This window comes from Psychroserpens sp. XS_ASV72, from assembly GCF_041224425.1.
Taxonomy (GTDB): Bacteria; Bacteroidota; Bacteroidia; order Flavobacteriales; family Flavobacteriaceae; genus Psychroserpens.
Window position 1 is genome coordinate 476,246 of record NZ_JBGFGL010000080.1, and the last position, 19,127, is coordinate 495,372.

The 19,127-nt window shown below is 36.2% G+C and carries 17 protein-coding genes; 2 read left to right on the forward strand and 15 right to left on the reverse strand.

What is annotated here, in order from left to right:
* Positions 1 to 3: 3 nt before the first annotated feature.
* The 11 genes from asnS to AB9K26_RS13150 all read right to left on the reverse strand — a co-directional run bounded on the left by asnS (position 4) and on the right by AB9K26_RS13150 (position 12,415).
* Positions 4 to 1,446, reverse strand: coding sequence for an asparagine--tRNA ligase (gene asnS / locus AB9K26_RS13100; protein WP_369973005.1), 1,443 nt, complete (start codon positions 1,444 to 1,446; stop codon positions 4 to 6).
* A 28-nt stretch (positions 1,447 to 1,474) separates the two neighbouring features.
* Complete coding sequence (locus AB9K26_RS13105) at positions 1,475 to 3,880, reverse strand: RND family transporter (RefSeq protein WP_369973006.1); 2,406 nt, start codon at positions 3,878 to 3,880, stop codon at positions 1,475 to 1,477.
* A gap of 100 nt (positions 3,881 to 3,980) precedes the next feature.
* On the reverse strand, positions 3,981 to 5,240 hold the full coding sequence (locus tag AB9K26_RS13110) for a DUF5686 family protein (protein WP_369973007.1): 1,260 nt from the start codon (positions 5,238 to 5,240) through the stop codon (positions 3,981 to 3,983).
* An 82-nt stretch (positions 5,241 to 5,322) separates the two neighbouring features.
* Positions 5,323 to 5,877, reverse strand: a complete 555-nt coding sequence (gene frr, locus AB9K26_RS13115) for a ribosome recycling factor (RefSeq protein WP_369973008.1) — start codon at positions 5,875 to 5,877, stop codon at positions 5,323 to 5,325.
* 53 nt (positions 5,878 to 5,930) lie between these two features.
* Positions 5,931 to 6,638, reverse strand: a complete 708-nt coding sequence (gene pyrH / locus AB9K26_RS13120; RefSeq protein ID WP_369973009.1) for a UMP kinase — start codon at positions 6,636 to 6,638, stop codon at positions 5,931 to 5,933.
* Positions 6,639 to 6,759: 121 nt separating this feature from the next.
* Complete coding sequence (gene tsf / locus AB9K26_RS13125) at positions 6,760 to 7,734, reverse strand: translation elongation factor Ts (RefSeq protein WP_369973010.1); 975 nt, start codon at positions 7,732 to 7,734, stop codon at positions 6,760 to 6,762.
* Positions 7,735 to 7,823: 89 nt separating this feature from the next.
* Complete coding sequence (rpsB, locus tag AB9K26_RS13130; protein ID WP_369973011.1) at positions 7,824 to 8,600, reverse strand: 30S ribosomal protein S2; 777 nt, start codon at positions 8,598 to 8,600, stop codon at positions 7,824 to 7,826.
* Positions 8,601 to 8,845: 245 nt separating this feature from the next.
* A complete protein-coding gene (gene rpsI, locus AB9K26_RS13135; RefSeq protein ID WP_369973012.1) occupies positions 8,846 to 9,232 on the reverse strand; it encodes a 30S ribosomal protein S9 in 387 nt (128 codons plus the stop codon).
* The gene (gene rplM / locus AB9K26_RS13140) at positions 9,232 to 9,687 is read right to left on the reverse strand and encodes a 50S ribosomal protein L13 (protein ID WP_369973013.1); all 456 of its coding nucleotides are present in this window, start codon (positions 9,685 to 9,687) and stop codon (positions 9,232 to 9,234) included. Before rplM ends, rpsI begins: the two co-directional genes overlap by 1 nt.
* A gap of 173 nt (positions 9,688 to 9,860) precedes the next feature.
* Positions 9,861 to 10,493: a response regulator gene (locus AB9K26_RS13145; protein WP_369973014.1), complete on the reverse strand. Its 633-nt coding sequence runs from the start codon at positions 10,491 to 10,493 to the stop codon at positions 9,861 to 9,863.
* A complete protein-coding gene (locus AB9K26_RS13150; protein ID WP_369973015.1) occupies positions 10,490 to 12,415 on the reverse strand; it encodes a tetratricopeptide repeat protein in 1,926 nt (641 codons plus the stop codon). The genes AB9K26_RS13145 and AB9K26_RS13150 overlap by 4 nt, the downstream gene beginning before the upstream one ends.
* Positions 12,416 to 12,581: 166 nt before the next feature.
* Between AB9K26_RS13150 and AB9K26_RS13155 the strand changes: the two genes are divergently transcribed.
* Both AB9K26_RS13155 and AB9K26_RS13160 read left to right on the forward strand, forming a co-directional pair.
* The gene (locus tag AB9K26_RS13155; RefSeq protein ID WP_369973016.1) at positions 12,582 to 13,061 is read left to right on the forward strand and encodes a hypothetical protein; all 480 of its coding nucleotides are present in this window, start codon (positions 12,582 to 12,584) and stop codon (positions 13,059 to 13,061) included.
* Positions 13,062 to 13,071: 10 nt separating this feature from the next.
* On the forward strand, positions 13,072 to 13,635 hold the full coding sequence (locus AB9K26_RS13160; protein WP_369973017.1) for a hypothetical protein: 564 nt from the start codon (positions 13,072 to 13,074) through the stop codon (positions 13,633 to 13,635).
* A gap of 1 nt (position 13,636) precedes the next feature.
* On the opposite strand, the gene AB9K26_RS13165 is transcribed toward AB9K26_RS13160, so the two are convergent.
* The 4 genes from AB9K26_RS13165 to AB9K26_RS13180 form a co-directional block, all read right to left on the reverse strand.
* Entirely contained in the window at positions 13,637 to 14,599 is a 963-nt protein-coding gene (locus AB9K26_RS13165; RefSeq protein WP_369973018.1) for an L-threonylcarbamoyladenylate synthase, read from the reverse strand.
* Positions 14,600 to 14,657: 58 nt separating this feature from the next.
* A complete protein-coding gene (locus AB9K26_RS13170) occupies positions 14,658 to 15,491 on the reverse strand; it encodes a hypothetical protein (protein ID WP_369973019.1) in 834 nt (277 codons plus the stop codon).
* Positions 15,492 to 15,569: 78 nt separating this feature from the next.
* Positions 15,570 to 18,413, reverse strand: coding sequence for a DNA polymerase I (gene polA, locus AB9K26_RS13175; RefSeq protein ID WP_369973020.1), 2,844 nt, complete (start codon positions 18,411 to 18,413; stop codon positions 15,570 to 15,572).
* 166 nt (positions 18,414 to 18,579) lie between these two features.
* Positions 18,580 to 19,122 (reverse strand): cupin domain-containing protein, encoded by a 543-nt coding sequence (locus AB9K26_RS13180; protein ID WP_369973021.1) that lies wholly within the window; start codon positions 19,120 to 19,122, stop codon positions 18,580 to 18,582.
* Between the last annotated feature and the right edge of the window lie 5 nt (positions 19,123 to 19,127).

Sequence of the window (19,127 nt, forward strand, 5' to 3'; positions counted from 1 at the left end):
CCCTTAAAATTCTGCATTTTGAGGTGTTCTTGGGTAAGGAATGACATCTCTAATGTTACCCATTCCAGTGGCGAACATAACCAAACGCTCAAAACCTAATCCAAAACCAGAATGTACAGCAGTTCCGTACTTGCGTAAGTCTAAGTACCACCATAATTCCTCTTCTGGAATATTCAAGGCTTTCATTTTTTCCTTTAAAACATCCAATCGCTCTTCACGTTGAGAGCCACCAACCATTTCTCCAATACCTGGGAATAAGATATCCATGGCTCTAACGGTTTGACGACCTTCTTTGTCAGGCTCATTTAATCGCATGTAAAATGCCTTGATATTAGCAGGATAATCAAATAAGATAACAGGACATTTAAAATGCTTTTCAACTAGAAAGCGTTCATGTTCACTTTGCAAGTCTGCTCCCCATTCTTCAATGATATAATTGAATTTCTTTTTCTTATTTGGTTTACTGTTTCGTAAGATATCTATAGCCTCAGTATAACTCACGCGCTTGAAATTATTATCGACTACAAACTTGATTTTCTCAATCAAGCCCATACTTGAACGTTCAGCTTGTGGCTTGGTTTTTTCTTCGTCTAACAAGCGTTTTTCCAAGAACTCTAAATCTTCTCTATTATGCTCTAGAACATAATTCAAAACCGACTTAAGAAAATCTTCTGCCAAATCCATATTACCATCCAAATCCATAAAAGCTACTTCAGGTTCGATCATCCAGAATTCAGCTAAGTGACGTGAGGTGTTTGAGTTTTCAGCTCTAAATGTAGGGCCGAAAGTGTACACTTTACCTAAGGACATAGCATAGGTCTCGGCTTCCAATTGCCCAGATACGGTTAAATTGGTTTCCTTTCCGAAGAAATCTTTTTTATAATCAACTTCACCATCGTCCGTCAATGGTGGGTTTTTAGCATCTAAAACACTAACACGGAACATTTCACCAGCGCCTTCGGCATCACTTCCAGTAATAATTGGCGTGTGCATATTATAGAAGCCATTCTCAGTAAAATACTTGTGAATAGCAAAAGACAATGCCGAACGCATACGCATTACTGCGCTAAATGTGTTGGTACGCGTACGCAAATGGGCATTTTCACGTAAAAATTCAAAGGAATGTTTTTTAGGTTGGATTGGGTAGTCCTCTGCATGGGAATCCCCTAGAATTTCAATAGCATTAACCTGAATTTCTACGTTTTGTCCTTTTCCTTGACTTTCCACCAATTCCCCTTTGATATGCACAGCAGCACCAGTAGTGATGCGCTTTAATGTTGCTTCATCAGTATTTTCAAAATCAACAACACATTGGATGTTGTTCAAAGTAGAGCCATCATTTAAAGCAATAAAACGGTTTGCTCTAAAGGTTCGTACCCATCCTTTGACTTCTACAGGCTGTAAACTAATGTCCTGTGTTAATAATTGTGAAACTGAATATCTCATTTTTTAAAGTTTTTGCAAATATAATTTTTTATGAGCTGAGCCCTTCTTCGGAATCAGTGTCTTCTTCTGGAATAATATTGATGGCTGGTTCACGTAGAACTTCCTTATTGGCAATGTTGCGTTCAAGCGATAACAATAACGATGGCAACAAAAGTAAGTTGGACAACATGGCAAAAAGTAAAGTTGCTGAAACTAGTGCTCCAAGCGCTACAGTACCTCCAAAGCTTGATGTTGTAAAGACAATAAATCCGAAAAACAGAACTATCGACGTATAAAACATACTAATACCTGTTTCGCGAAGTGCCGCATATACAGACTTTCTGATTTTCCAGTGGTTCGACTGTAACTCTTGTCGGTATTTTGCCAAAAAGTGAATGGTGTCATCTACCGAAATACCAAAAGCAATACTAAACACCAATATCGTGGAAGGTTTTATAGGAACACCTATAAAGCCCATTAATCCAGCAGTAATCAATAATGGCAATAAGTTTGGAACCAGTGAGACCATAATCATTCTAAACGACCTAAACATATAGGCCATGAAAAGAGAAATAAGGAAAATAGCCAAACTAAGTGAAATGACTAGGTTTCGAACCAAATACTTTGTTCCTTTTTGGAATACCAAAGCTTTACCAGTCATTATAACATCATAACGGTCTTTTGGAAATACTTTATTGATTTTGTCTTGAAGCCGTTCTTCAATACGCTCCATTTTGTCCGTTTCAATATCTTTCATGAAGGTCGTAATACGAGCATACTGACCTGTACTATCTACAAAATCTTTTAGCATATCAACATCTGAGGATGAATTTTTAGCATAAGACAAAATAAAACTGTTTTCTTGGCTTGTAGGAAGTTGATAGTATTTTGAATTACCATTATAATAGGCTTGCTTACTATACTTTACCAAACTCACAGCAGAAATAGGTCGTGATAATTCTGGGATTTCAGTAATGAGTTCCTCCAGTTCATTCATGCGCTTTAAGGTGCTCAATTTCATAACCCCTTTTTTGCGTTTGGTATCGATTAAGATTTCCAATGGCATGATGCCGTTGAATTCTTGCTCAAAAAATTTAATATCATTGAAGAACTGTGTCTTTTTCGGCATATCTTCAATCAAGCTTCCAGAAATCTTAATTTGATAAATTCCAATAATGCTACCTACCAAAAGAATTAAAGCAGTGATGTAAATGGTAATTTTTCGGTGCTTTACCATACGTTCTATCCAATCGACAAAACCACCAATCCAACGTTTGTTTAAGTGTTCTAAATGTCGATCTTTTGGATATGGCAAAAAGGTGTAAATAATAGGAATAACAAATAAACACAGCATGAAGATGGCCAAGATGCTCAATGAAGCTACAATACCAAATTCCTTAAGTAATTGACTTTCTGTTAAAATGAAGGTTGCAAAACCAGAAGCGGTTGTCACATTGGTCATTAACGTAGCGTTTCCAATCTTGGTAATAACACGTTGTAATGATTTAACCTTATTGCCATGAAGTTTAACCTCATGTTGGTATTTGTTGATTAAGAATATACAGTTAGGGATTCCTATGACAATGATAAGTGGTGGAATCAATGCCGTTAAAACCGTAATTTCATACTTAAGCAAACCGAGGATTCCGAAAGTCCACATCACTCCAATGCAAACCACAATCAAAGAGATAAACGTAGCTCTGAACGATCTGAAGAAAAAGAAAAATATCAAGGAAGTTACGCCAAGAGCAAGCCCAATGAACAGTCCGATTTCATCAACGATGTTTTTAGAGTTCAGTGTTCTTATATAAGGCATTCCGGAAATGCGAACATCGAGATCATAGTTGTTTTCAAACTGACTGATTTTATCTTCTAAAGTTAATAGAATAAAGTCCTTTCTGGCAGAGGTATTAACAATATCTTTTTTGAGATAAATGGCTGTACGAATGGTTTTGGAATCCTTATTGAATAAAAAATTATCGTAAAAAGGATATTTTTTAAATAGGTTTTCTTGAAGCGTCTCGATTTCTTCCATCGAGTGAATAGAATCCCTTATAAAAGGCTCAAGATCAAATTTCTCCTCTTCCGTATTCTTAACTAATTTTTGAAGGTCTTTAATGGACAAAACCGTTTCAACTTCGTCATACGCTTTGAGATCTTCAGATAACTGGTTCCAAGCGTTTAGTTTATCAACAGTAAATAAAGTAGAATCCTTGACACCAAGAATAATTAGATTGCCTTCTTCACCAAAAATATCGAGGAATTCATTGTATTCCTTATTTACTTCATGTTCGTCGGGTAAAAGGTTCGCTTCAGTATAGGTAAATCGCATGTATTTCCACTGGTAGCTAAAGAAAATCGTAGCTAAAATAATAGCGATAAGAATGCCGATTTTATTGCGAAGAATCAATCGCGCAATGACTTCCCAAAATCCTGTTGAAAATAGTTTAAACATGTACCTGTAAAAAAAGGAGCGACAAAGGTAGAAAAAACCTAGGGATTCTTTATTAAAATAAAGCTTAATTAACGCTTAGTTAGTATTAGTAATCTAAGCTTTACAAGCTTACGTTAAAAGTGAATTTTACAGCGAGATTATCTGTGAATTCCGGTAGGTGATAACCACCATAGCGATATGCAAAACTCAATCCAAATCCGAATAGCAATTTGTTGAGTTCAAAACCGGCTTCAGAATAGCCTTTGTCTAGTGTTCCAAAGGAGATGTTTTGGTGACGTTCGGTATTATTCATATCACCAATGGCAAACCTTGAAATCAAAACCAATTGAGGTCTGTATCGCTCACTAATTTTAAACGGCTTTACGAAATGCTTTAATTGAAGTGTTGCAAATCGATTGGAAAAAAATTCATTAAAATATATGGTTTCAAAACTATTGACACCAGCAACTGAGAAACGCTGAAAAACAGTTTCCTTAGTAATGTTATTAGGATAGGCATGATACAAATGGGTCAACGGTGTGCGTCCTGTGGCCAAACCACTTCTAAATGTTGCCTGAGTATAAACCTCGTCATTGTAATGCAGCTGATATTTAGTCCTAAAATCAATTTTGAAAAAATCGAAATCACCTTTGATAAGATTTTTAAAGCTTTTGGTAAATTGAAGCGAAAACTTTGGAAAACCTTCTTTGGTCTCAACCATTTTTCCTTCTGTTTCTTCATAAGTACTGAAAGGATTCCATTGTAAGGAAATTCGAGCTAAGGTCAAATCAAAATTTTTATAAATCTCATCTTGTGTTGCAAACAAGTAGTTATAAGTTGGATCGATTTTGCTTAGAGACACTTCAGTTTCACTAAAAAGTTGGTCAGATAAGTTGTGCTCTAAGGAAACAGCTTTGGTGATGTGCTTGTGGAATAAATCAATATTCAATAATCGAGGTTCAAAAAATTGAAAAAACCTATTATCTGTTAAAAAAGAAGAACTTCCAGTTTCTTGAAGATCGTCTGTATAGGAGAGATTCACCCAAGTATTATGCGCTTCATTTACTCTAAAAGCACCACCAATTTTATATTTGAAGCGATGGTCTTTAAATCCGTAAACCACATAGCTATTAATTCGGTATTTTTCAGAGAAGTTGTCATTGGTAATGCCTCCAATTCCAGTTCTTAACCCTTCATATTGATTATATTTTACCAAGTATCTTAAATCAAGATTTAAAAATTTGGTAGGGAAATAGCCATTCCCTAATTGCTTTAGGTACTTGGTTTTGCTAATGCTGTCTTTTTTAGTCTGAAGTGAATCCTGAGAAATAGACGTATCCTGAGCATGCAACGCTACAGCGCATAATGTTATTAGACACAAAATTAAACGCTTATGCATTCAGGGTTAAAGGATTAAATTTTTAAAAAAAATTAAGCGACTTGCAAAAAGTCGCTTATGGAAATTATACGGTCATGATTTCTTTTTCCTTGACTTCAAATACATGGTCAATTTTCTTAACGTATGTATCGGTCATTTCTTGTATATCGATTTCTGCATTTTTTTGCAAATCTTCAGAAATATCCAAGTCTTTGAGATCATTATTGGCTTCTTTACGAGCATTTCGAACCCCAATTTTAGCATCTTCAGCTTCTGCCTTAGCTTGCTTAGAAAGCTGAAGTCTGCGTTCTTCGGTTAAAGGTGGTACATTAATAATGATACTCTCTCCATTGTTCATTGGGTTGAAGCCTAAATTAGCATTCATAATGGCACGCTCAATTTCTTGAAGCATACTTTTCTCCCATGGTTGCACAGAAATTGTTCGTCCATCAGGTGTGTTAACGTTTGATACTTGATTTAATGGTGTTTGCGTGCCATAGTAATCTACCATAACGCTCCCAAGCATCGATGGGCTAGCTTTGCCAGCTCTAATATTGACTAGTTCTTTTTCAAGATGCTTCATTGCCGCATCCATGGATTCTTTCGCAGTGTCTAGTATAAATTTTATCTCTTCATTCATAATGTTATCAACTTTTGAGTTGTTTAATAGCTTACCAAATAATAAGCCAAACTTTATAAATTAACTTTAGTTCCTATGTTTTCTCCTGAAACCACTTTTAATAAGTTGCCTTTTTTGTTCATATCAAAAACAATAATAGGTAATTTGTTTTCCTGACTTAAGGTAAAAGCAGTGGTATCCATAACTTTCAATCCTTTTCTTAAAACATCGTCAAAAGTGATATGGTCAAATTTCACGGCATTCAAGTCTTTTTCTGGATCTGCTGTGTAAATACCATCAACGCGAGTCCCTTTTAAAATGACATCTGCTTCAATTTCAATAGCCCTCAAAACAGCTGCAGAATCTGTTGTGAAATACGGATTTCCAGTTCCTCCTCCAAAAATCACGACACGACCTTTGCTTAGATGACTCATAGCTTTACGTCTTATGAAAGGTTCTGCGACTTCATTGATTTTGATAGCAGTTTGCAAACGAGTTTTCACACCAGCATCCTCAAGTGCATTTTGTAAGGCGAGTCCGTTGATAACAGTAGCCAACATGCCCATATGATCACCTTGAACACGATCCATACCATTCATGGCACCAGCCACACCTCTAAAAATATTGCCACCACCAATCACAATAGCGACTTCAACACCTAAATCTGTGATTTCCTTGATTTCTTTAGCGTATTCTGACAAGCGTTGAGGGTCGATACCATATTGGCGTGAACCCATTAAGGCCTCACCAGATAACTTTAAGAGAATTCTTTTGTATTTCATGTTGTGTTTGAAAGTTTAGCAAATATAATCAATATCTTTTTTTGATAAAGTAGAAATAAAAGAATAAAAAAAGCTTCCCAAAATGAGAAGCTTTCTTAAAGTTTTGCGACTTTACTTTTTATTATCCTACAGTTACACGTTTGAAACCTGAAATGGCAACATCACCATAAGTTTCAACGTATTGAGCAACTGTTTTCTTTTCATCTTTAATAAACTTTTGATCCAATAAGCATTGTTCTTGGTCTAAAGTTGTGTTATCTGAAATGAAACGCTCCATTTTACCTGGAAGGATTCTGTCCCAGATTTGTTCTGGTTTGCCTTCAGCTTTAAGTTCAGCTTTCATAGCTTCTTCAGCTTCAGCCATAACTTCTGGAGTTAATTGTGCCATAGAGATGTATTTAGGAACGTTTTTTAAAGTTTTTCCTAAACGAGCCAACTCTTCATTGTCTTTTTCAATAGCAGCAATTCTTGCTTCGGTTTCGGAAGCAATGTATGCAGGATCAAAACCTTTGTAAGATAATGATGTAGCACCCATTGAAGCAACTTGCATCGCCACATCTTTTACTAATTCACCAGCATTGTCAACCTTAGCTGTTAAACCAACTAAAGCAGCAATTTTATTGATGTGTACATAAGAACCAACATAAGGCGCTTCTAATTTTTCAAAAGCAGTGATGTCTAACTTTTCACCAATAACACCTGTTTGCTCCGTTAATTTTTCAGCAACGGAGATACCACCGAAATCTGCTTCTAAAAATTCTTCTTTAGAATTGCAGTTTAAAGCGATATCAGCTAAATCGTTAGCTAAGGCTACAAACGTTTCGTTTTTACCAACGAAATCAGTTTCACAACCTAAAACGATAGCAACACCAGCAGTGTTATCTGCATTGATTTTAGCAACAGCAGCACCTTCAGATGAGTCTCTGTCTGCTCTTTTTTCAGCAACTTTCTGACCTTTCTTACGAAGCACTTCAATAGCTTTATCGAAATCACCTCCAGCTTCAACCAAGGCTTTTTTACAATCCATCATACCAGCGCCAGTAGCTTGTCTTAGTTTATTAACTTCTGCGGCTGTAATTTTTACCGTATTTTCCATAGTGTTTATAAAATTTAAAAAAGTCGTTCAATTCTATTTCACGAAGAAAACAATTAAACGACTTAATTATATTGTGTAATTGTTAACTTTTATTCTTCTTCTTTTGCTGCAACTACTTTTTCTGCTTTTTTAGCTTTAGGTGCTTTCTCACCTTTAGCAGTTTTTTCAGCTTTATCAGATTTTCTTTCCGCTAATCCATCAGCAATTGCTGAAGTTACCAACGATAAGATTTTGTTGATTGATTTAGAAGCATCGTCATTTGAAGGAATCAAATAATCCACTTCTCTTGGGTCTGAGTTTGTATCAACCATAGCAAAAATTGGAATGTTCAATTTTTGAGCCTCTTTAATTGCGATATGCTCACGCTTGATGTCTACAACAAATAAAGCACCTGGTAAACGTGTCATGTCAGCAATTGAACCTAAGTTTTTTTCCAATTTAGCACGTTGACGATCAACCTGTAAACGCTCTTTCTTAGAAAGCGAGTTGAATGTTCCGTCTTTTTTCATACGATCGATGGCAGCCATTTTCTTAACCGCTTTTCTAATCGTAACAAAGTTGGTCAACATTCCACCTGGCCATCTTTCAGTGATGTAAGGCATGTTTACATTACCTGCTTTTTCAGCAACGATGTCTTTTGCTTGCTTTTTTGTAGCAACAAATAAAATCTTCTTTCCTGAAGCTGCAATTTTATGAAGAGCAGCAGAGGTTTCGTTAATTTTAGCAGCTGTTTTGTAAAGGTTGATAATATGGATGCCATTACGCTCCATATAGATGTAAGGAGCCATGTTTGGATCCCATTTTCTAGTAAGGTGACCAAAGTGTACACCTGCTTCAAGTAAATCTTTTACTTCTACTTTTTCCATTTTGTAATTAGTTTACGTTCTGTTGAATTAGCAATGATTAAGTGGTTACTTTCGTGCGCCTCAATCATTTAGATGCTAAACTAAATCCTGACGATTGTCATGGACAACAAAAACTGGTTTAAATTAAATTTGCTGAACGATTCAGCGATTTTTTGTTTTGATTAAGCACAGACGGAAAATTTATTTTTATTCCGGCTGTGCCCAATGTGATTGTTGATGCTCTCAAATAGAGAGACAAAAAGATATTAACGTTTAGAGAACTGGAATTTCTTACGCGCTTTCTTCTGACCGAATTTCTTACGCTCAACCATTCTTGGGTCTCTAGTCAATAATCCTTCTGGCTTTAATATTCCTCTGTTTTCAGCATCAACCTCGCACATTGCACGAGATATAGCTAAACGGATCGCTTCGGCTTGGCCTGTGATGCCTCCACCGTAAACGTTAACAGTAATATCAAAGTTGCCGTCATTGTTAGTCATAGCTATAGGCTGATTAACCTTATACTGCAAAGTTGCAGTAGGAAAATAGACTGCCATGTCTTTTTTGTTCACCGTGATGTTCCCTTTTCCTTTGGCAACGTACACACGGGCAACAGCCGTCTTTCTACGGCCGATTTTGTGAATTACTTCCATTAATTGAATTCGTTTAAGTTAATTGTTTTAGGTTTTTGAGCTTCATGTTTGTGCTCTCCACCTACAACAACAGTTAGGTTACGGAATAAATCTGCACCTAATTTGTTTTTAGGCAGCATTCCTTTAATTGATTTTTCTACGATTCTCGCTGGATCTTTTCCAAACAATTCAGTCGCAGATAAACTTCTCTGACCACCTGGATAACCTGTGTGACGAATGTACGTTTTGTCATTCCACTTGTTTCCAGTTAAATTGATTTTTTCTGCATTGATAACAATAACATTATCTCCGCAATCAACATGTGGTGTGAAGTTAGGCTTGTGTTTACCTCTTAAAAGTATTGCTACTTTTGAAGCTAAACGACCTAGTGTTTGGTTTTCAGCGTCAACCAAAACCCACTCCTTATTTACAGTGGCTTTGTTTGCAGAAACCGTTTTGTAGCTTAATGTGTCCACACTTATTGATTTTGTTGTTAAACATTTCTCTCTCCAAAAGAGTTTGCAAATTTACGATTAAATATTTGATTACCAAATAGTGTACGAATATATTTTACGACTGTTTTCTTAACAGTATTATGCATTTGCAAACCAGACCTTTATTTGCATTGTAAAAATGAATCAAATGATGTTTACTGAAAGTGTTTCAAAGTGTAATTCACCAATCCTGTATTGCTCTTGATACCAAGTTTTTTATGGATGTTTTTTCGATGGGTGTCCACAGTGTACTTACTCAACTTCAAATGTTTTGCAATTTGAATAGAGGTTCTTCCTTTGGCTATGAGCTTAAGTATTTCAGTTTCTCGTTTAGTAAGTGTTGTGCTTTCTGGCTGGAAACGCTCTTTGTCAAACCAATCTTGAATATCTTGAGGTAAGTTTTTACTAAAATAATAATCACCTTTAACGAGTGTATGCAAAGCACTTATAAGCTCCGATTTATCGACATTCTTGGTCACATAGCCTTTGGCACCAGCATTAAGCATTTCAATCACATCAACAGTTTGGTCAAACATGCTCAAAACCAAAATCTTGAGATTTGGATATGTTTTATTCAAGGTTTTAGTAAGGGTTATGCCATCCATGAGAGGCATTCTAATATCTGTTAGAATAACATCTGGAATAATATTGTTTTCCAATAGTTTAATCACTTCAAGTCCATTATTGGCCTCACCAATAGTTTCAATATCCAAAGCTTTTGATAATATTGATTTTATGCCATCAATGAACAGTTGGTGGTCGTCTGCTATGATAATTTTTATGGTCATAATGGAATATTCAAGATTACTGTGGTTCCGTTTCCTGCCGATGAGTCAATCACAAACTCACCATCCATTTTTTCAATGCGTTGTTCGATGTTAATGAGCCCAATACCTGTTTTAGAAGACTGCATATTGAATCCTTTACCATTATCTTCAACCATAATAGTCAAGATATTGTTTTGCTCTGAAAACTGAATGATGGCTTCAGTTGCATTGGCATGTTTAATGATATTGGTCAATAGTTCTTGTATGATTCTAAAAATTTGAATTTCCAAAGTGTTTTCTATGCGTTTATTGACATCAATATTATGGACCTTGATATTCAATTTTTTGGTATCTGATATTTGCTTAGCAATTGCTTTTGTGGAAGGAATAAGCCCTTTATTGATTTCGGCACCGAAATTTTTGTTTTTTGAAATGCTTCTGATTTCATTATAAGTATCATTCATCAGAGTTTTCAATTTGTTGTAGTAACTAGAAAAATCATCCTTGTCCTCATAACTTTCGAGATATAGTTTCAAAGTGGCAACCTTACTGCCTAGATTGTCATGTAAGTCTGCTGCCATTTTTGAGCGTTCTTGTTCTTGGGCATCTAAAATGGCATCTATTCCTTCAAGTTCTTTTGATTTTAAGAGCTGATTAAAATCTTGTTCTTGAATGGTTAAATTTTGTTCCATAATGATACGTTTGCGTTTGGCATTTTTTTGCAATACATAAATCAGAACAACAGTAAATACTAATGCTGATAAGGCAGCAATCAATAGATTTCTATTTTGCTTCCGCTTATAATTGGCTTGAAGGTTTTCGGTTTTTAATTGAAGGATCTCTTTTTCCTTTTTCTCGGTTTCATACTTGGTTTGAACTTCCATAAAGTTCTTTTGGTTTTCCGAATTCAGGATGCTATCATTTAATCGGCTCGATTTTTCAGAAAAAAATAGCGCTTGGTCTAAATTCCCTAAACCTTTATAGGCATCACTTAAGTTATTATAGACAAAAACCAATTGCTTGCCTTTCACTTTTTCAGCAGCTTTAGAAAAATAGGATACTGCTGTTCTGTAATTTCCTTTTTTAAGGTGAACATACCCTAAATTACTTTGCGCGATTTCGATTCCAGATTTTAAATTAAGCTCATTTTTTAATTGAATGGTTTTCTCGAGATACTGTTTTGCCAAATCCGAATCCTTATTCAGATATAAATCACCAAGATTGTTATATATCATTGATAAAGACCGTTTATCATTAAGCTTGGTTGCTAAGGCTTCAGCCTTTGCATTGTAATCAATGGCCTTAAGTGTGTCGCCATTTTTATAATGTTGCGTTGCTAAATTGGGTAAGGTAATGAGCCGAAATTGTGTTTGGTCAAGTTTTTCAAAAATTTCTAAGGCCTTTTCACTGTATTCAATAGCTTTTGGAAATAATTCCAACTCGGCAAAAGCACTGGCAATGTTGCTGTAGCATTTTGCGGCATTTATTGAATCGTTTGTTTTTTCAAAAAATTGAGCACTTTCTGTTAGTGTAGAAATGGTTTTATTATAATCGCCTTGCCGTAACTGAATGGCTCCTAGGCTTATGTTAACAATAGCTACTCGTTTGTCATCCTTGAGTTTTTGAAGCAGTTGTTTGGTGTTTTCAAAATAATAGGCAGCAGAATCTAAATGAGATGCGAAAAACTGAAAGCGACCCAATTGATTATTTGTTTCTGCCAATAATGAATCGTTGCTTTTATATTCAAATGCTTTTAACGCATAATCTTTTCCTTCTTTTAAATCAATACGCTCATAACGTTTTGCTAATTCCAGATGCGCCTTGGCAACCACAAAGGCATCATTTGAAGATGTTGTAATACGTTTTAGGCTGTCAACCGATATCTCTTGAGCTGAAAGAGCGAAAGTGAAAAAGAATATAACTAGATGGTAATAAACTTTCATGAGGTTGGTTAAAAGCGTTGCTTAAAGTTACTAAATAAATTTATTGAGATTATGACAGTGCATTCAAATGTAAGTTCCAATTCTAAATACCTATATACCTAACATTAGGTATATGAAGAGTCTGAGGTCTGTCATAGATTTGTTTAAAACCTTAAAACAATCAGTCATGAAAATCAAACTTTTAGTACTTATACCTTTAGCCATATTTCTTCAAGGTGGCTGCAGTGATGATGACGATGGTGGCTCTGATGGCACCAACAATAATTACATCACCTTTCAAGGCGTTACCAATGATGGGAATGGAGGTTGTAATGTGCAGTCTGATACTGGTCTAGATATTTCTTGTGTGTATTCGGTGTTCTATCAATTGGACGGATTGTCTTACGGAATTGCTATCAGCCATGATGGTGTTTGCCGATCAGGAACATTTAATCTCAGCGATGGCATTGACCAATCTAGTGATGCATTCTTTGTGTTACAAATCACCTCAGATGGTGTTCCAGTTGAAACGTTTGTAGGGTCATCAGGTACTGTAGATTTAGTAGATTCTGGTGTGAGCTCTAGTGCCAGTTTTGATGGTACTGTGATTAGTTTGGATACAGGAGTAACAGAAAGCATATCAGGCTATGTCAAATGTCCTTTATAAATGAAATGCGATGAAAACATTAAAATATATTTGGGTCTTTATAGTATGCATTTGCTTTAGTTGTGAGGAAGCCGAAGAGCTTTTTGAAGAGGAATTTGATGTTGAAACCACTTTTATAACAGAGTTGGAAATTAATGTTCCAAATGATGCGTCCCAAGATGCAGTCGATTTTCAATCTAATTTAGGTTTTTGGGATTTCAGAAATGATCCTAACGTAGTAGAATATTTAGGAAGTCCAGATGAAATCACCAAAATTGAAATCACAGAAGTGCGTTATTTCTATAAAAATGTTGTTGGAAACAATGATGCTAATGTTGTGGGTCAGATAGTTATTGTAGTCGGACAAGGATTTGATTCATATGATACCGTACAAACTAATCTTTCACAAGCAGATAACAACAATACCTTGTTTTTCTTAAGTGGTGATTTTTCAAATACCAATCAAGCCTTGACCGAATTGAATGCTATTGGATTCTATTATGAGGGTTCGGTGTCTGATAATCCTGTAAGTTTTATTACAGACGTATCCATTACTGCAAAAGTGACTATAAAGCCAGATATAGATAATTTATAAGCTAAGCCCTTACGGTTGCGCGTTGTAATCGGTCGTTAATTGAAGTGCCTAAGCCGTAATCTGGCAAACGTTCCGCAATGATGAGATCTAGGTTTTGTTTGTCAAGTTCGTGTAAGGCGTCGTAGAGTTTTGAAGCGGCTTCTTCTAAATTATTAGATGTTGAAAGTTCAATGGTATAGGCTACAGCGTCATTTTCAATTTTAGAGTTGAAAAGTAAAAGGCCTATTTGTTTTCCTTGATGTTGTTGAAGGGCTTCAGAAAGGTTATCGGTTAAAATGGTTTTTGTAACTGGTGCATAATGACGATCGAGCATTCCAGGTGCATCAGGAGCAATCTCTTTTTTGTTTTTTATTTGAATAGGTCCAACTACATTTTCAATTGCTTCTTTAGAAGTAGAACCAAGTCTGTAAATGATGGGTTCTCCATTTTCAAATCCGATGATCGTAGATTCAATACCACGTTGGCATGGACCGCCATCCAACACCATCTTGATATCGTTTTTAAAATAATTGTTGACGTGTTCAGCAGTGGTCGGACTGATACTTCCAAACGGATTGGCACTTGGGGCAGCCAAAGGGAAATCTAATTGTTCCAACAACATTAAGGTTGTTGGGTGATTAGGAATACGCACAGCAACAGTATCTTTTCCTGCAGTAATCAAATCTGGAATATTTTGATTTTTTTTAAGCACCAAGGTTAGAGGTCCTGGCCAAAAGGCATCAGCCAATAGTTTTGCTTTTTCAGGAAGATCACTAACAATATCAGATATCATACCGAAAGAGGGAATGTGAACAATCAACGGATTGAAAAATGGACGTTTCTTGGTTTCAAATATACGTTTGATGGCTTTTTCAGAATAGATATTTCCTGCCAAGCCATAAACCGTTTCCGTAGGAATGGCGACCAATTCTTCAGCGTTCAATAACTGAACAGCTTTTGAGATGTCTTTAGAAATAATGCTCATCAATTCTGTTTGATTCGCAATATTACTGAAAATTACTGAAGAATTTAACTCTACATATTTATTGACAGTTCAACTGTCCAGACCATTGGTATTGTCTTGTAGCATTTCCTCTAGTGTAATAGCCTGTAAAAGACCTGTTGTCTTGAGAAAATAAAAACACCACTTGACCACTACTACTAGAGTTTGTTCTTCCCCAAACACCCTTGTATACATAGCGACCGTTTTCAAAACTAATTGTTCCGCTTAAGGTTTTGCTAGTATTGCCATACCAACCGTCTTGCCAGTTTATGTTTCCAAAAGTAGATGACCAATTACAATTTAAATTAGGACTTGTGGTATTTGGATTTTCTGAAAAAGTATCTCCTCCAGAACGAAACACATAATGTAATTGATAACCTGCAAAATCTAACATAAATGAGGCTATAGGTGCTGTTTTTTTCTTTTTGTATATGAATGTATATGTATGTGTGGTATGTCCTGGAGACCAATCGTGCACACCTGATGCGCCAGCAGTAGTACTCAATAAGTCTATGTTCTTGTTGTAGATGTATCCAGGAATTAAAGTTTCTGATAATCCAGCAGCATGTGCATTAGCTATCTTCCACTTAAATCCGCAAGGCGTATCACAATTAGTACAATTTATTGTGACTTGAAATTGTTCGCCATCCCTTAATACGTTGAGATCTTTACTAAAAGACCATCTTATATTATAATGACCAATACACCTGTCGTTATATACTCTTTTAAAAGTCGCAGTACCACCTGATGTATCAGCTTTTATCTCTGGTCTTACCTCAGAAGTTGAAGTTTCTAGTGTTCTATCAAAGATTATTGTTTGTGCTAACATGTGCTGCGAAAAAGCAAAACACATTATATATAATATCGTTTTCATGACCATGAGATTTTCTCAAAGCTACCATGTCATTTAACAATATCATATACCTAGCGTTAGGTATTTATTTTTTTGTCGTTAATGCGCTTCCAGCCAATTATCGCCAATATCGAGATCGACATCCAAAGGCACCTCGAGTTTGTAAGCGTTTTCCATTTCAGACTTGATCAGTGTTTTTAAATCTTCCAATTCGGGTTTGAAAACATCAAAGACCAACTCATCATGCACTTGGAGCAACATCTTGGATTTGTACTGACCTGCTTTCAGTTTATTGTGAATCTTGATCATGGCAATCTTGATAATATCTGCAGCACTGCCTTGAATAGGCGCATTCACCGCGTTACGTTCAGCAGCACCTCGAACCACAGCGTTTCTGGAATTGATGTCCTTTAAATAGCGACGACGACCTAAAACTGTTTGTACATAACCATTATCTCTTGCAAAATCTACTTGTTCGTGTATGTAGCTTCTGAGCTTCGGATAGGTGGCATAATAGGTGTCAATCAATTCTTTGGCTTCAGATCGTGATAAATTAGTTTGGTTACTGAGTCCGAAAGCTGAAACACCATAAATAATTCCGAAGTTAACCGTTTTCGCATTGCTACGTTGCTCACGAGTGACTTCAGTAATAGGCACATCAAAGACTTTTGAAGCGGTAGAGGCATGAATATCCTCACCGTTCTTAAACGCTTCAATCATGGTTTCTTCCTTACTTAAAGCCGCAATGATTCGCAATTCAATTTGAGAATAATCGGCAGCCAATAAGGTATAATCATCATTTCTAGGAATAAACGCTTTCCGCACTTGACGGCCACGTTCGGTTCGAATAGGAATGTTCTGCAAATTCGGATTGTTACTACTCAATCGGCCAGTAGCTGCAACGGTTTGCATATAATCGGTATGCACGCGTCCAGTAGATTCCTCAACTTGTTGTGGGAGTGCATCCACGTAGGTGCTTTTCAGCTTTGAAAGGCCTCTAAAATCTAGAATATCCTGAACAATCTTATGGTCTTTAGCTAAATAACTAAGCACGTCTTCAGCAGTAGAATACTGTCCGGTTTTGGTTTTTTTGGGTTTGTCAACCAACTTCAGCTTTTCAAAGAGAATAACGCCTAACTGTTTTGGTGAGGCAATATTGAACTCTTCACCAGCAATCTCATAAATACTTTTTTCCAGATTGGCAATATCGATATTCAATTGTTCAGAAAGGGAATTCAAGAAGTTGATATCCAAATTGATACCTTCCAATTCCATGGCGGCTAAGACACGCAATAGTGGAATTTCAATGTCATCAAATAACTTTTGAGTATTGGCTTCCCCTAATTCCTTTTCAAAATGTTCTTTCAATTGCAATGTAATATCGGCATCTTCAACAGCATATTCGGTTTGCTTGTCTAAAGGCACGTCTCGCATCGATAATTGGTTTTTTCCTTTTTTACCAATGAGTTCTGTGATTGAAATAGGTGTATAGTTCAAGTAGGTTTCTGAAAGCACATCCATGTTGTGACGCATGTCAGGATTGATGAGGTAGTGCGCCAACATGGTATCAAAGAGTTTGCCTTTAACTTCAATATTGTACTTGGCTAAAACCTTGATGTCGTACTTCAGATTTTGTCCTATTTTTTCGATGTTTTCATTTTCGAAAAAAGGGCGCAGGATTTCAATAAGTTTCTGGGCTTCATTTCGGTCTTCAGGAAATGGCAAATAAAATCCTTTGCCAGCTTCCCATGAGAAAGCAATTCCTACCAATTCGGCTTGTAAGGGGTTGAGACTTGTGGTTTCAGTATCAAAGCAAACAGTATTTTGGCTCAATAAATTTTTGACAAATAGTTTTGTTGCCATACCAGAAGCCACACTTTGGTAAAAATGTGAGGTGTTTTGAGCCGTTTTTCTTGTGTATTCTGAAGTTGATTCCGTTTCCTCTTCATTTCCACCAAACAAGGAAAATTGTCCAGCACCAGCAGAAGTACTTTTCTTAGGCGTTGGCTTAGGTTGCTCTTTGGTTTCTGTGGTTTTAGTTTTCTCAGTTTCACCTTCAACATTAAAAGTTTTCAAAAAGTTTTCAGTAAGACGTCTAAATTCTAATTCTTGAAAAATCTCCTTCACTTTATCCACATCAGGATGGTTGAGCTCAAAATCGGTTGCATCGAAAGTCACAGGCACATCAAGCATGATTCTAGCCAATTCTTTTGACAGTCTTCCCAATTCGGCATTGGCTTCAACTTTTTCCTTCATTTTACCTTTGAGCTGATCTGTATTGGCCAACAAGCCTTCCATGCTTCCAAATTCCTTAATGAATTTTTTAGCTGTTTTTTCACCAACACCAGGTAAGCCAGGAATGTTATCACTGGAATCTCCCATCATTCCGAGGAAATCAATGACTTGATCAGGCGTTTCCACTTCAAACTTTTTTTGAACTTCTGGGATGCCCCAAGTTTCGTAACCACCACCAAAGGATTTGGGGCGATACATGAAAATATTTTCAGTTACTAATTGCGCAAAATCCTTATCAGGAGTTACCATGTATGTTTTATAACCTTCTTTTTCAGCTTGACGTGATAAGGTTCCAATAACATCATCGGCTTCATAACCTTCCTTAACCATAATAGGAATGTGCATGGCTTTCAAGATTTTATAAATGTGAGGAATGGCTGTTGTAATGCCTTCAGGAGTTTCGTCTCGATTGGCTTTGTAGTCCTCATACATTTCGACACGATCTGTACTACCACCTTTATCAAAACAAACCGCTAAATGGTCTGGACGTTCTCGTTTAATGACATCTAGAAGGGAATTCATAAAGCCCATGATGGCTGAGGTATCTTGACCTTTGGAATTGATTCTTGGGTTTTTTATGAAAGCGTAATACCCACGAAAAATCAAGGCATAGGCATCTACTAAGAAAAGACGTTTTTGATCTGACATTTGAAATAAATTTGAAGTCTATAAAACTACAAAACTTATGCGTCGAAATGAAGTATTGCAAGTTCAAATAATAAACAAAAAGAAAGCTGCACCCTACTGCAGCTTTCTCGGTTATGTCTGACATCGTATTACTCTTGTCAGAATCAAAAACATAATTGAAGACAATTCAACTAGTTATAAATGAGATGCCATATCTGCCACAAATTTCAGTAACAACATCGAAGTTTGGAGGTCCAGGAGGTAAATCGGCTAATTCTTTAAACATTAATTCAATGCCAGCAGGAAAGGCACTGGTTATCATTTTGGCTTTTTCTGTCCCAACAACTTTCCAGGAATGGGGTAAGTTTTTTGGAGCAAAGGCCACATCTCCTGGATTTAAAATGGTCGTTTTACCATCGACCATGATTTCGACTATACCTTTGATCACTCTAAAAATTTCATCCTCTTTAGTGTGGACGTGTGGTGGAATTCCAGTGCCAGGTTCGACATTATCGACCCATTCCACAATTTGATTGTTGGTTTCACTGCCTACTAACTTATGGGTTTGTATATCACCAATGACATTTAATGTTTTACCCTCATCATCTCGAACAATTTTGGATTTCAGATATTCGGTAGCAGAAGCAATGGTTTTGGAAAAGGCGCTTTTTGGAATAAGCGTCAAGAGACTTAATCCTCCTAAGGATTTAATAAAATGATTTCTATGCATAATAT